Origin of the sequence: Aminobacter sp. MDW-2 (assembly GCF_014250155.1) — a bacterium.
Classification (GTDB): Bacteria; Pseudomonadota; Alphaproteobacteria; order Rhizobiales; family Rhizobiaceae; genus Aminobacter; species Aminobacter ciceronei.
Genome location: NZ_CP060197.1, coordinates 3027356 through 3040196, shown reverse-complemented (window position 1 = coordinate 3040196; position 12841 = coordinate 3027356). Strand labels below are relative to the sequence as shown.

Below are 12841 nucleotides of genomic sequence, written 5' to 3'. Positions count from 1 at the left end.
TTTGAGGCAAGGCATGCACACTGACATCGAAGCAACGGCCAACAAACTCGCCTGCGACCCTCGCATCAGCGACTATGATTTCTGGCGTTCGCTTCGCAACATCAACAACGAACTTTTTGAGATCGCCAACAACAACCGGCCGATCCCGATCGAAATGCTGCGCTGGCGCGTCATCCTGCGCCAGGCCCGCTCCAAGCGCGGCGTGGCCTGAGCCGGCCGAAAGGCGCGCCAGCCGCGCGCCTTCACCGCTTGCCTGATCAGGCAAGCTTCTCCTTGAAGAAGTTGACCGTTCGCCCCCAGGCCAGTTCCGCCGCCGCCTTGTCGTAGCGGGCTTCCGAGGTGTCGTTGTTGAAGGCGTGCTGGGCGCCGTCATAGACGAACAGTTGGAATTCCTTGCCGGCCTTCTCCAGTGCCGCCTTGTAGGCGTCTATGCCGGCGTTGATGCGGTCGTCCTTGCCGGCATAATGCAGCATCAGGGCTGCCTTGATCCTGGCGATATCGGCCTCGTCCTTCGGCTGGGAGCCATAATAGGCAACGCCGGCGGCCAGATCGGGCGCGTTGACGGCCAGCGCGTTGACGGTTCCACCGCCCCAGCAGAAGCCCATGGCGCCAACCTTGCCATTGCCGCTTTCATGGCCCTTCAGGAACGCCACCGTGGCGACGCCATTGGCCACTGTCTGCGCCGCATCGAGCTGGCCGAACATTTCGCGTGCCTTTTCTTCATCCGCCGGCGTGCCGCCGAGCGGCGACAGATAATCGGGCGCCAGCGCCACGAAGCCTTCGAGCGCGACCCGCCGCGCCACGTCGCGGATATGCGGGTTGAGGCCGCGGTTCTCATGAATGACGATGACAGTCGGCAGCTTGCCTGTGGCGTCGGCCGGCCGGACCAGATAGCCCTTCATTTCGCCGGCACCACCGGGATAGGTAATGTCCTCGGCCTTCAGCCGCTTGTCGTCGTCGGCGACGATCGCCGCCCGCGCCTGGTTGGTCGTAAGCAACGGCACGATCGCCGCCGCGGCAGCGCCTGAGCCGGCAAGCCTGGTCAGCTTCTCCATGAAGCCGCGCCGGTCGAGTGTCAGGTGGGTGTATTCGTCATAGGCGTCGATCATCGCCTGGGTAATGGCAGGTCGTGTCATTTCTCGCTCCCTGTCTGGTTCCGAGGCCGGGAGTTTAACGTATGCAAATGTAGTTGGTTTCACTGTTGCGTGATCGCCGCGGCCACGAAAAAAGCGCCCGCGCGAGGTCGGCGCGGGCGCTTCGACAAGCGCTCAGTCTTCGCTTTCCATGAAACGGATGCGGTTGCCGAACGGGTCGATCACCTGGCACTCCAGCCCCCAGTCCTGCCGCTCCAGGCCTGGGCGGTTGTACTTGTAGTTCTTGGCAATCAGCCCCTTCTGGAAGGCCTCGACGCCCTTCATGTAGCAGACAGCCGTCGCACCCGGGCTGGCGTCGCCCGAATGCTCCGACAGATGCAGCTTCAGGTCGCCGCGCGACACCTGGCAATAGAGCGGTGCGCCGGGGTGGAAGCGGTGCTCCCAGTCGAAAGTGCAGTCGAGGAATCGCTCGTAAAAGCCCCTCGCCTTGTCTTCGTCGAATATGCGGAAGATCGGCACCGGCTGGGTGAAACTCACCGCACCGCCTGTCGGCTCTTCCGCCTTCTCGAGCTTGCTCGACAGGATGTTCCAGGTCTCCACGCCGAATTGTCTGGCGACGATCTCGAGCGCCTCGCTGTGGCTGACTTCGAGGTTCTTCTGGGCAAGCGCCTCGCGCATGGCTTTCGCCATCGCCTTTGCGTCACGATAGGTTCGCATGATCTTCCGATCCTCTGGTTGTGGCGAGAAATCCCATCAGTGCCCGCATTGCCGATGCTCTCACCATCCCATGGGATCAGGTGACGGAAGCGTCCGATGTGTTCGCCATACCCCCGGAGGGCGCGGACTGCCGGCCACATCAAGCCGTCAGCCACGCTAGCAAAGCGCCTGCGGCAGGGTCAACACCGCTCGCTTTTCCCGGCAAAACCAGAACAAAACAGAGACACTTCTGGCCTTTCCGCCCCGAATCACTACATTCGGGGCAAATGTCAGACTTTCCGGACGACATGCCCTTTTTCGACGAGCCCGGCGGGATGCCGCCCCGGGCCGCCAGCACGCCTGCGCCCAGCGGTATCGCTGCGCGCGCCATGGCCGCGCGCCAGGCGCCGTCAGCGCCCGATTACCTCAACGGCCTGAACCCCGAGCAGCGCCAGGCTGTCGAGACCACCGAAGGCCCGGTTCTGGTGCTCGCCGGCGCCGGCACCGGCAAGACGCGTGTGCTCACCACCCGCATCGCCCATATCCTCAGCCAGGGCCGCGCCTACCCCAGCCAGATCCTCGCCGTCACCTTTACCAACAAGGCCGCGCGCGAGATGAAGCAGCGCATCGGCCACCTTGTCGGCGAAGCGGTCGAGGGCATGCCGTGGCTCGGCACCTTCCATTCGATCGGCGTCAAGATGCTGCGTCGCCATGCCGAACTGGCAGGGCTGCGCTCCGACTTCACCATCCTCGACACCGACGACGTCATCCGCCTGATTAAGCAGTTGATCCAGGCCGAGGGCCTCGACGACAAGCGCTGGCCGGCGCGCCAGTTCGCCATGATGATCGACGGCTGGAAGAACAAGGGCCTCGGTCCAGCCGAGATCCCCGAGGGCGACGCCCGCTCCTTTGCCAACGGCAAGGGCCGCGAGCTCTACAAGGCCTATCAGGACCGGCTGCAGACGCTGAACGCCTGCGACTTCGGCGACCTGTTGTGTCATCCGATCCGCATCTTCCGCGCCTACCCTGACGTGCTCAAGGAATACCACAAGCGCTTCAAATACATTCTGGTCGACGAGTACCAGGACACCAACACCGCGCAATATATGTGGCTGCGGCTCCTGGCCCAGGAAACGGGTGGTCCGGGGCAGAAGAATGTCTGCTGCGTCGGCGACGACGACCAGTCGATCTATGGCTGGCGCGGCGCCGAGGTCGACAACATCCTGCGCTTCGACAAGGATTTCCCCGGTGCCGTCGTCATCCGGCTCGAGCGCAACTACCGCTCGACCGCGCACATACTGGGTGCCGCCGCCCACCTCATCGCCCACAATGAGGGCCGTTTCGGCAAGACGCTGTTCACCGATCGCAACGATCCCGAAGACGGCAAGGTCAATGTCCATGCCGCCTGGGATTCCGAGGAGGAAGCCCGCGCCGTCGGTGAGACCATCGAACAGCTGCAGCGCCAGAAACACAATCTCAACGACATGGCGATCCTGGTGCGCGCCTCGTTCCAGATGCGCGAGTTCGAAGACCGCTTCGTCACGCTTGGCCTCAACTACCGCGTCATCGGCGGCCCGCGCTTCTACGAGCGCCAGGAAATCCGAGACGCCATGGCCTATTTCCGCGTCGTCGCCCAGGGTGCCGACGATCTCGCCTTCGAGCGCATCGTCAACGTGCCCAAGCGCGGCCTCGGCGAAGCTGCCATCCGCCAGGTCCACGATACCGCGCGCGCCCTTGGCGTGCCGATGCTGCAGGCAGCCGCCCAGCTCGCCGAGAGCGACGAACTCAAGCCCAAGCCTCGCGCCGCCCTGCGCGAAGTCGCGGCCAATTTCGAGCGCTGGCAGAAGGCGCTCGACAACACCCCGCATACTGAGCTCGCCGAGATCATTCTCGAAGAGAGCGGCTATACCGATATGTGGAAGAACGACCGCTCGGCCGAAGCGCCGGGCCGACTTGAAAACCTCAAGGAGCTGATCCGCTCCATGGAGGAATATGAGTCGCTGCGTTCCTTCCTTGAACATGTCGCCCTTGTCATGGACGCCGAGCAGGACGAGCAGCTCGACGCCGTCTCGATCATGACGCTGCATTCGGCCAAGGGCCTCGAATTCGAGACCGTCTTCCTGCCCGGCTGGGAGGAAGGCCTGTTCCCGCACCAGCGTGCCCTCGACGAAGGCGGCCGCTCGGGTCTCGAGGAGGAACGCCGCCTCGCCTATGTCGGCCTGACCCGCGCCAAGAAGAACCTGCATCTGTGGTTCGTCTCCAACCGCCGCATCCATGGCTTGTGGCAGTCGACGATTCCGTCGCGCTTCCTCGACGAACTGCCCGAGGCGCATGTCGAAGTGGCTGATGCCGGCAATTCCTATGGCGGCTATGGCGGCGGCCGCCAGAACCCCTACGGTGCCTCGCGTTTCGACAGCGTCGGTGAAAAGTCCTTCTCCAACACCTACGCCACGCCGGGCTGGCAGCGTGCCCAGCAGAACCGCACCGAAGCCACCGACCGCAACTGGGGTTCCCGCTCCGGTCATTCGGTCGAACGCATAGGCTATGGCGAGACCGATTCCGGCTTCGGCGCCGGCCGCGGCTCGGTCAAGGGCCGCACAATCGACGGCGAACTGGTCGCCAAGTCGGTCGCGACGGAGCCCTCGCGCTTCGAGGTCGGCGACCGCGTCTTCCACCAGAAATTTGGCAACGGCAACATCGCCAACATCGATGGCAACAAGCTCACCATCGACTTCGACAAGGCCGGCCAGAAGAAGGTACTGGACGGGTTCGTGAACCCAGTGTGAGGGCATTTGACAGACCCGGCGCCAGAGCCAACGTCCCGCCACACGGCGCTTGACCGCTGGTTCGAACGCATGCTCGGTGATCATGGACCACAAGGTTTCGGATCCGGCTGGTTTTCCGGTCTGCTGGGGCTTTTGTTGTCCCTCGGAAGTTTCTGTGCGGTCCTGGTGTTCCGGTTTCCGGAATGGTTGACCACGTCCGAACTGCGCAGCTCCTATCCGGTCGAGGTCATGCGCGGGCTGCTCGTACTCGCCATCATTGCCGGTTTCTTCTTCTCCGCTCTGAACATCCTGCTCAGGCCGTCGAAGAAGCTGGGCCTTGCCGGTATCGGTTTTGCCACGCTGGCCATCATTCTGGGTGGCACCGGCGTCAATGTCGATTACGACGGCGACGCGCCGATTCATGTCGGCTTGGACTGGCTGGTCCTCAATGTCGTGTTGTTGTCACTCGTCTTCGTGCCGTTGGAGCGCCTGTTTCCGCTGCGTCCCGAGCATGGAACGTTCCGTGCCGGCTGGACGACCGACGGGCTCTATTTCATCGTCAGTCACGTGCTGGTCGAGCTTTTGACCTTCTTCACACTGTTACCTGCGACGATTGTCTCCCAAGCCTGGCAGGCCGATACCATGAGTGCCCAGGTCAAGAGCATGCCACTCATTGCGCAAGTCCTGCTGATCATGCTCGTTGCCGACCTGACGCAGTACTGGGTACATCGCAGCTTTCACCGTATAGGTTTCGCCTGGCCGTTTCATGCCATCCATCATTCCTCGCGCGCGATGGACTGGCTGGCGGGTTCCAGGCTGCATGTGGTCGATATCGTCGTCACACGGGCACTCATTCTGGTGCCCGTGTTCCTGTTCGGCTTTTCCGAAGCCGCCCTCTACATCTGGCTGGCCATCGTGGCAGCACAAGCCACCTTCAACCACGTCAACATGCGCATACGGCTCGGCTGGCTGGAACAGCTGCTGGTCGCACCCCGTTTTCACCATTGGCACCATGCGGTCAGGCCGATCGACAAGAATTTCGCCGTGCATTTCCCCTGGATCGACAGGCTTTTTGGTACATTCTATCTGCCGGCCGATGCCTGGCCCGAAAATGTCGGCATCCATAACGACCCCATACCGGAAGAGTTCGGGCGCCAACTGCTCTGGCCATTTCACCGAAAGACGCGTTAATGCACCGCGCACCGCCGGCCCACGCCCTTTCCCACCGGACGCCGTGATCCAGGGCTTGGCAGGCAGTCGCCGGGTTTGACCCATTGGTATCGCTCCCGCAACAGGCGGCCGCAGCTGATTCACTTGCCAGGTCGACCTTCAACCCTCTGCACGAAATCTGCACGAAACTCCTGAATATCTCCTCGTTCCAGCCACCATACCCACCCGCTGCAACGGCATTGATGTCATATGCAAACGACATCGAGCCCCACGCACCGCACGCCCCGCCAGCTGCCCAAACGGCTGCTCACTGAAGCATGGTGGCTGGTTGATCCAGCGCCACCTCAGGCGATCACGCCCTTCCCTGGCACATATTGCAGCCCGGCAGGACTCCCCCGCAAGCTGGAGCGTAGGGCATGAACTTCCGCCATGCCCCGTCCACCATCTCCGCCAAGGTTGGCGCCGCATTGCTGCTGACCCTTGCAGCCGATTTTCTGCTGTTCCGGCAGCCGCTGGACATTTCGCTTTTCATCTTCGCCGCACTGGCTGCTGGTGCAATGATCGCATTTCATTCTCGGGGACCCCGTCCCCGCCCGCTCGCGCTCAAAATTGTGCTCGCCGCGCTCGCTCTCGCCCCGCTCGCCGAAAATGTCAGCCCGCTTTCGGTGACGGTCGCGACCCTTTGCCTGGCGGCCTTCGCTCTGTCGGTCTCGGCCCGCCTGCGATCCGGCCCGGTAAACTGCCTCAAGCGCATCGCCGGCTTTATCCTGACAATCCCCGGCCGGCTGCCATTCGACATCGCGCGGCTACGGAAACTGGCCGGACGCCGCAAGATCTGGCGCCTTGGCAGCCTTACCGCTTGGACGCTGGCTGTCGCTCTGGGCATGGTGTTCGTCGCGTTGTTCGGCATCGCCAATCCCGTCATCGGCTACTGGATGTCGCTGATCGACGTCCGGGCCATATTCAACCTTCTTGACGTCTGGCGGATTGCCTTCTGGCTCGTCGTGGCTGGCAGCGTCTGGAGCTTCCTCAGGCCAAGATTACCGCGTTGGCTACCCAAATGGCGCCTCTTCACACCGCGGCCGATCGCCGAAGCACAGGCAAACTTGGAACCGCCCGCCAGACTGCACCAGTCACTCTTCGGCAAGGCGGCGATCCTGCGCGCGCTTGTCGTGTTCAACCTTATCTTCGCGCTGCAGACCGTCCTCGACGGCGCTTATCTCTGGGGCGGGGTGGCATTGCCCGCTGGGCTCACCTATGCCGCCTATGCCCATCGCGGTGCCTACGCCCTCATCGTCACGGCACTCTTGGCGGCGATTTTCGTGCTGCTCGCACTGAGGCCGGGCAGCACGACCTCGGCCGATCGCCGCGTCCGCGCCCTGGTCTATCTCTGGTCGGCGCAGAACTTTGTCCTGGTCATCTCGTCCATCCTGCGGCTCGACCTCTACATCGACGCATATTCACTGACCTACTGGCGCGTTGCCGCCTTTGTCTGGATGGGACTGGTCGCTCTCGGCATCGTCCTGATCATGTCCCGCATCGCTCTCGACAAGTCGAACGAATGGCTTTTCGGTGCCAACATGCTGACGCTTTCTGCAGTTCTCTACGTCAGTTGCTTCATCAACTTCGCCGCAATCATCGCCCACTACAATGTCAGCCACAGCCGCGCGATGGATGGAGGATCGGAATTGGACTGGTATTATCTGCGCTCGCTTGGACCCCAGGCCATCCCGGCAATCGACGTGGTGCTGAACCGCATGGGTGATACCGGCGCGGTCGCGCGCACAAGCCTCGTCTCGCGCCACTATGAGGCGGATCGGTTTCGCGAGCAGTTGCAGAACTGGCGTGCCTGGAGTTTTCGGAACTTCCGGCTGGCAGCGTATCTCGACCAGCCTTCGCCTTTGCCTTCCGGCACAGAGCCGCAGTGACGACGATGCCGCGCCATATCCTCGTCGTCGACGACGACCCTCATATACGCGACGTGATCTGCTTTGCCCTCGACAAGGCCGGCATGGAGACCGAGCCGGTCGGCGACGGTATGGCAGCGCTGGCGCGCATAGAGCGCCGCATGCCCGACCTGGTCGTGCTCGATGTCGGCATGCCCGAGATGGACGGGCTGGAACTGTGCCGCAGGCTTCGGCGAACCTCCGACGCGCCCGTGTTGTTCCTGTCTGCCCGCGACGAGGAAATCGACCGCATCCTCGGGCTTGAGATGGGCGGCGACGACTATGTCACCAAGCCGTTCAGCCCGCGAGAGCTGGTGGCGCGCGTCAACGTCATCCTTCGCCGTGCACGGCCGGCTCCGGCAGAACTCGTCTCGGCAAGCCTCAGTCACGGCCTGATTGTGCTCGATCCTTTGCGGCGCGCGGTGAATTACGATGACCGAGACATCGACCTCACCGCGACCGAATTTACCATCATCAAGGCGCTGATGACGAAACCGATGCATGTCCTCAACCGCAGTCAGCTGATCGATGCCAGCCATGCCGCCAACATCCACGTCTCGGAGCGAACGGTCGACAGCCACATCCGCAACATCCGCGCGAAGTTCGCAACAGTGGGTTGCTCCAACGCGATCGAGACCGTCCATGGCATGGGCTTCCGCCTCGGGCGGTGCGGCGCGTGACTGAAAAATGGCGCCCGCCCCTCGGCCTCGTCGTGCTGGCCATCCTTGCCACCGTCATGACGCTACCGCTACTGGGGCTGTTCAGCTTCCAACTCTATCAGCAGCGCTTCGAACCGGCCACCGAGCCCGCCGTTCTATCGCATGGCGCGGTCGCCGCAGCGGCCCTTGTAACAGGCGTCACGCTGTTGATCGGCTTCGTCTTCATCCGCACCATCTCCCGTCCCATGCACGATCTGATGGAAAGAACCGCGCGCATCGCCGAGGGGCAAACGGACGCCCTCCAGCCACTTGCCCATCACGGCACGCGCGAGATGGCGGAGTTGTCCAAAGCCTTCCTCGACATGGCGCGCAAGCTGCAGATCCGCAACGAAACGATCCGCACCTTTGCCACCCACGTCTCGCATGAGCTGAAATCGCCGCTGACCGCGATCCAGGGCGCCGCCGAATTGCTGCGCGACGCCAGCGACGACATGGATCCGGCCACAAGAACGCGCTTCCTCGACAACATCGTCGCTGACACCGACAGGCTGAACCGCCTGGTTCGCCGCCTGATCGAACTGGCGCGCGCCGACAAGGCAGCGCTGCCAGGCCAGAGCACGTCGCTCACTGAGATTCTCGGCTATCTCGCTCCTGTCGAAGGTGTCGACCTGTCGATCTTGTCTGGCGCTGACATCCGCTTTGCCATGTCGGCTGAAAATGGCGCGGCCATCCTGTCCAATCTCGTCGACAACGCGCTGCGCCATGGCGCCGGCCGTTTCGTGCTGGAGGCCAGCAGCTTTGACGACACTGTCACCATAGCTGCCACCGACGATGGCTGCGGCATCTCGCCCAACAACCGCGCCCGCATCTTCGAGCCGTTCTTCACCACACGGCGTGAAACCGGCGGCACCGGCCTTGGCCTCGGCATCGTCTCGGCCTTGCTCAACGCCCATGACGGAACGATCCGGCTTGCCGGCGCCGACAAGGGCACCCGCTTCGAGATCAGGCTGCCGACGGCATAGGACTGCCACGATCAGCCTCTTGCCGGCAATCACGTCGGCGAGAGCCACCGCCGCGGCCGCCACTTATCGGTTGCCGCCCCGCATGCGCAGGAATAACATCAGGTTTGCGCTAATTGTGGATCGCAGGGAGGCGAAGACGATGCGCAGATATATCGATTGCCGTGAATTCCCGAGCGAAATGAAGTGCACCGTGGCGATCGCAGCCGACAACGAGGACGAACTGGTCAACGCTGCCGTCCAGCATGCTGTCGCCGTCCATGGCGAGCATGACACACCGGATTTCCGCGCGGAGGTCAGGAAAGCCATCCATATAGGCTCGCCGCCGGCCTGATTTGATGCTCGTGACATATTGCCGGTGCTGATGCAGGGCTCAGCAACGCATCGCGAGTGGTGATGCCCTGTCCTACTGCCGGCGCACAGGCTCGCCGCTGCGCATTGCCTTCAGCCGTTCGGCGGCCGACGCCGCCAGCTCGGCGTAGCGTTCCTCCAGAGCCTCGGCGGCAACCAGCACCTCCGGCTCGAAGTCATTGGCCTCGAGCACTTGCCTCAGCTTTTCGACAAATTCGGCCTGCTGTTCGAGCGCGGCAAACAGCTTCTTGACCTGGTCGCGGCTGATGTCGGGATTGGCGAGCGTCGCCGGAACCTCGCGCGCCATCTCGGCGCCGGTCTCGGCCTGCTCTCTGAGGATATCCAGCCAGTCAGTCACGCCACGCCATACCCTACCCGCCACAATCTTGTTCCGGACCGCGGCAATCGTCAACCGCCCGGGAGCAGCGGAGGACAGTACTTTCACGCCTGCAGCAGGAATTGCGCGCGGTGGTTTTTGTTCCCAAATCCCAAGCGCCTGCATGAAGACGCTGCAGCATAGGCAGCGCCAGGCATGCGAGGCGCAGGGACTTCTTCGTCTGCGAGGAGACGCAGCACTCACCCCTTCGCTTTCGCTCGGACATCATGCCGTTTGGCCGCTTGCTCGCATTTCTTGCGGATTTCCTCGACCTCGGTTTCGGTCAGATGCTCGATGCCGATGAAATGGTTGTGGCCGGTGCTGACCCGGATCAGCTCGTCGAGCTTGGCCTGAATCGCAGCACCGTCGCGGTTCTGGGTGTTCTGGATCAGGAACACCATCAGGAAGGTGATGATGGTCGTGCCGGTGTTGATCACCAACTGCCAGGTGTCGGAAAAGCCGAACACCGGACCTGATACCGCCCAGGCCAACACGACAACGCAGCAGCCGAGAAAGGTCAGTGGCAGGCCGGCGGCGTAGGCTACCTTATTGGCGATCTTGGTGAAAATCTTCTCGAACATGGCCACATCCCTTCGGTGCGAAGGAAACAACCGTGCCCCGCTTCGGGTTCCGCAGCCGGCGCTTAGGCCTGCCTCGCTTCCCAGCGGTCGAGAAAGGCCTCGATCGGCAGGCTCTGCATGTCGGGGATCGCCTCGAACAGTCTTTCGCGCGGCCAATCCCACCAGGCCAGCGCCTCGATGCGGGCGATAACCTCGACGGGGAACCGCATCTTCAGCCTCTTTGCGGGCACGCCGGCAAAAACCTCGAACGGCGCGACGTCGCGCGTCACCACGGAATTCGCCCCGACCACCGCACCATTGCCAATGCTCACACCGGGCATGATCACCGCACCATGTCCGACCCACACATCGTGTCCGATAATCACTGGCTTAGCCCTGCGACGCTCGCGGAAATCGTTGTCGACGCCGAGATAGCGGAAATACTCGTTCGGCCGGTAGCTCAGCTTGTGCGTGGTCAGCCGCTCCATCGGATGCTCTAGCGCGTTGATGCGCGTATTGGCGGCGATCGAGCAGAACTTGCCGATCGTGGTGTAGATCGCCTCGGCGTGGCGCTCGAAATAGGAGTAGTCGCCGACCACCACCTCGCGCAACACGACGCGCTCGCCGACGATCACATGGCGGCCAAGCCGGCAGCCTTTCAGCTCCGACGTCGGGTGGATTCGCGGTTCGTCATCCTTGAAGCGAAGGTCTGCTTGATCGTCCATGACGCGGATGTACGCCCGCGCCACACTGCCCGCAAGCTATTGCGGCTTGCCCTTGGCCCAGACGACGTTCTGGCCATAGAGCGGCACCGTGGTCATCGACATCTTGGCCGAGCCGTCCTGCACTTGGCGCGAATGGGCGAGATAGATCAGTGTCTCGTTTTTCTGGTCGTAGATGCGGTTCACCACCTGCTCCTTCCAGATCAGGCTGATGCCCTGTTTGAAGACCTCCTCGCCCTCCTGGTCGAGGTCGATCTCGCCAATGGTGATCGGTCCGGTCTGCTGGCACGAGATTGCGGTGTCCGACGGGTTCTCGAACCAGTTGCCTTTCTGCAGCCGGTCGATCACGCCGCGGTCGAAATAGGAGACGTGGCAGGTGACGCCCTCGACCTTGGGGTCCTTGATCGCCTCGACGATGATGTCGTTGCCGAGCCAGTCGACGCCGACCTCGCCCACCTGCTGGGCCATGGCGGGCAATGCTGCGCCGAGCGCAAGGGTGGTCGCAAGGACGGAAAGGGCAAGCCGCATGAAAGCCTCCTGAATTGGCTGAAGTCGTCCACACTTGGGTCGCCCGCGCCCACCTTGCAAGCCAGAGACGCTGCATCCTGCTCGCGAAAAGGTGTTTTGTGGACGAATGAGAGCGTCAACATGTCCCTTTTGGCAAATCACGCGCCGCGCTATGTAGGGTTGATGAAACAGGCCTTGCCCATATCGCTTTCGGCGACCGCGTGGATCGCGCTCGGCATGATGGCGTTTGCGGCAGCTTCGGGCCTCGCCTTCGCCTCCTGGCTGGACAAGGACGCCGGCATCTTCATGTCGCTGGTCGAGGCCGGCATGTCCTGGTGCTTCTGAACCGGTCATCAATAACACCATGGAATCACAATCGATGATGCGCACGATCCTTGCCGGCATTCTGATCCTGATGGCCGCCGGCGTCGGCTGGCTGACCTTCGACTGGTACAGCAGCAAGACCAGCGCCCAGGCTTTCGGTGCGCCCTTCGTGCTTGTCGATCAGAAGGGCGCCGAGATCACCGAAGCGGCGTTCCGCGGCCAGCCAAGTGCTGTCTTCTTCGGCTTCACCCATTGCCCCGAGGTCTGCCCGACCACGCTGTTCGAGCTCGACGGCCTGCTCAAGCAGATGGGCGACGAAGGCAAGAACCTCCGCGCCTATTTCGTCTCGGTCGATCCCGAGCGCGACACGCCCGAAGTGATGAACAGCTACGTCAGCAACGTCTCCGACCGCATCACCGGCATCACCGGCTCGCCCGACAAGATCGCCGCCATGGCCAAGGCCTTCGGTATCTATTCCAAGAAGGTGCCGACCGAAGGCGGCGACTACACCATGGATCACACGGCGTCGGTGCTGCTGCTCGACAGCAAGGGTGATTTCTTCGGCACGATCGCCTATGAGGAGAACCCAGAGACCGCACTTGCCAAGCTCAAGCGGCTTGCCAAGGAAGGCTGACCCTCCTCTCCCGGACCC

General features: G+C 62.7%; 15 protein-coding genes. 9 read left to right on the top strand and 6 right to left on the bottom strand.

The annotated features are described in order from the left end of the window. Nucleotides 1-13: 13 nt before the first annotated feature. The gene (locus H5P29_RS14825; RefSeq protein WP_067960475.1) at nucleotides 14-211 is read left to right on the top strand and encodes a hypothetical protein; all 198 of its coding nucleotides are present in this window, start codon (nucleotides 14-16) and stop codon (nucleotides 209-211) included. A gap of 46 nt (nucleotides 212-257) precedes the next feature. On the opposite strand, the gene H5P29_RS14820 is transcribed toward H5P29_RS14825, so the two are convergent. Together H5P29_RS14820 and H5P29_RS14815 are read right to left on the bottom strand one after the other, a co-directional pair. Further along, nucleotides 258-1136, bottom strand: a complete 879-nt coding sequence (locus H5P29_RS14820; RefSeq protein WP_154386669.1) for a dienelactone hydrolase family protein — start codon at nucleotides 1134-1136, stop codon at nucleotides 258-260. 132 nt (nucleotides 1137-1268) lie between these two features. Further along, nucleotides 1269-1811, bottom strand: a complete 543-nt coding sequence (locus H5P29_RS14815; RefSeq protein ID WP_154386670.1) for a glyoxalase superfamily protein — start codon at nucleotides 1809-1811, stop codon at nucleotides 1269-1271. A gap of 266 nt (nucleotides 1812-2077) precedes the next feature. On the opposite strand from H5P29_RS14815, the gene H5P29_RS14810 reads away from it, so the two are divergent. The 6 genes from H5P29_RS14810 (at nucleotide 2078) to H5P29_RS14785 (ending at nucleotide 9683) form a co-directional block, all read left to right on the top strand. Then, on the top strand, nucleotides 2078-4576 hold the full coding sequence (locus H5P29_RS14810; protein WP_154386671.1) for an ATP-dependent helicase: 2499 nt from the start codon (nucleotides 2078-2080) through the stop codon (nucleotides 4574-4576). A gap of 135 nt (nucleotides 4577-4711) precedes the next feature. Beyond that, nucleotides 4712-5746: a sterol desaturase family protein gene (locus H5P29_RS14805; RefSeq protein ID WP_169808329.1), complete on the top strand. Its 1035-nt coding sequence runs from the start codon at nucleotides 4712-4714 to the stop codon at nucleotides 5744-5746. Between the two features lie 395 nt (nucleotides 5747-6141). After that, nucleotides 6142-7653, top strand: coding sequence for a DUF4173 domain-containing protein (locus H5P29_RS14800; RefSeq protein ID WP_154386672.1), 1512 nt, complete (start codon nucleotides 6142-6144; stop codon nucleotides 7651-7653). A 5-nt stretch (nucleotides 7654-7658) separates the two neighbouring features. Further along, entirely contained in the window at nucleotides 7659-8351 is a 693-nt protein-coding gene (locus H5P29_RS14795; RefSeq protein ID WP_154386705.1) for a response regulator transcription factor, read from the top strand. Continuing rightward, nucleotides 8348-9352 (top strand): HAMP domain-containing sensor histidine kinase, encoded by a 1005-nt coding sequence (locus H5P29_RS14790; protein ID WP_246786985.1) that lies wholly within the window; start codon nucleotides 8348-8350, stop codon nucleotides 9350-9352. The genes H5P29_RS14795 and H5P29_RS14790 overlap by 4 nt, the downstream gene beginning before the upstream one ends. Before the next feature lie 139 nt (nucleotides 9353-9491). After that, nucleotides 9492-9683 carry a DUF1059 domain-containing protein gene (locus H5P29_RS14785; RefSeq protein ID WP_154386673.1) on the top strand — a complete coding sequence of 64 codons (192 nt, stop codon included), beginning with the start codon at nucleotides 9492-9494 and terminating at the stop codon, nucleotides 9681-9683. A 72-nt stretch (nucleotides 9684-9755) separates the two neighbouring features. Here the strand turns inward: H5P29_RS14785 and H5P29_RS14780 are convergent, their stop codons facing one another. The 4 genes from H5P29_RS14780 to H5P29_RS14765 all read right to left on the bottom strand — a co-directional run bounded on the left by H5P29_RS14780 (nucleotide 9756) and on the right by H5P29_RS14765 (nucleotide 11886). Next, a complete protein-coding gene (locus tag H5P29_RS14780; protein WP_182575655.1) occupies nucleotides 9756-10058 on the bottom strand; it encodes a hypothetical protein in 303 nt (100 codons plus the stop codon). A 218-nt stretch (nucleotides 10059-10276) separates the two neighbouring features. Further along, entirely contained in the window at nucleotides 10277-10657 is a 381-nt protein-coding gene (locus tag H5P29_RS14775) for a low affinity iron permease family protein (RefSeq protein WP_154386674.1), read from the bottom strand. A 62-nt stretch (nucleotides 10658-10719) separates the two neighbouring features. Beyond that, on the bottom strand, nucleotides 10720-11361 hold the full coding sequence (locus H5P29_RS14770; protein ID WP_154386675.1) for a DapH/DapD/GlmU-related protein: 642 nt from the start codon (nucleotides 11359-11361) through the stop codon (nucleotides 10720-10722). Between the two features lie 36 nt (nucleotides 11362-11397). Beyond that, nucleotides 11398-11886 (bottom strand): CreA family protein, encoded by a 489-nt coding sequence (locus tag H5P29_RS14765; protein ID WP_154386676.1) that lies wholly within the window; start codon nucleotides 11884-11886, stop codon nucleotides 11398-11400. A gap of 120 nt (nucleotides 11887-12006) precedes the next feature. Between H5P29_RS14765 and H5P29_RS14760 the strand changes: the two genes are divergently transcribed. Together H5P29_RS14760 and H5P29_RS14755 are read left to right on the top strand one after the other, a co-directional pair. Further along, nucleotides 12007-12210, top strand: a complete 204-nt coding sequence (locus H5P29_RS14760) for a hypothetical protein (protein ID WP_154386677.1) — start codon at nucleotides 12007-12009, stop codon at nucleotides 12208-12210. Between the two features lie 34 nt (nucleotides 12211-12244). After that, nucleotides 12245-12823 (top strand): SCO family protein, encoded by a 579-nt coding sequence (locus H5P29_RS14755; protein WP_154386678.1) that lies wholly within the window; start codon nucleotides 12245-12247, stop codon nucleotides 12821-12823. Nucleotides 12824-12841 lie beyond the last annotated feature (18 nt).